The organism is Bacillus sp. mrc49, assembly GCF_002803435.1.
Genome location: NZ_PHNG01000080.1, coordinates 1 through 383, shown reverse-complemented (window position 1 = coordinate 383; position 383 = coordinate 1). Strand labels below are relative to the sequence as shown.

The 383-nt window shown below is 52.2% G+C and carries 1 rRNA gene; it reads right to left on the bottom strand.

The annotated features are described in order from the left end of the window. Nucleotides 1–383, bottom strand: a 16S ribosomal RNA gene (locus CVN76_RS00565); the annotation flags it as partial.

Sequence of the window (383 nt, the reverse complement as noted above, 5' to 3'; positions counted from 1 at the left end):
GTTTACGGCGTGGACTACCAGGGTATCTAATCCTGTTTGCTCCCCACGCTTTCGCGCCTCAGTGTCAGTTACAGACCAGAAAGTCGCCTTCGCCACTGGTGTTCCTCCAAATCTCTACGCATTTCACCGCTACACTTGGAATTCCACTTTCCTCTTCTGCACTCAAGTTCCCCAGTTTCCAATTACCCTCCACGGTTGAGCCGTGGGCTTTCACATCAGACTTAAGGAACCACCTGCGCGCGCTTTACGCCCAATAATTCCGGACAACGCTTGCCACCTACGTATTACCGCGGCTGCTGGCACGTAGTTAGCCGTGGCTTTCTGGTTAGGTACCGTCAAGGTACCAGCAGTTACTCTGGTACTTGTTCTTCCCTAACAACAGA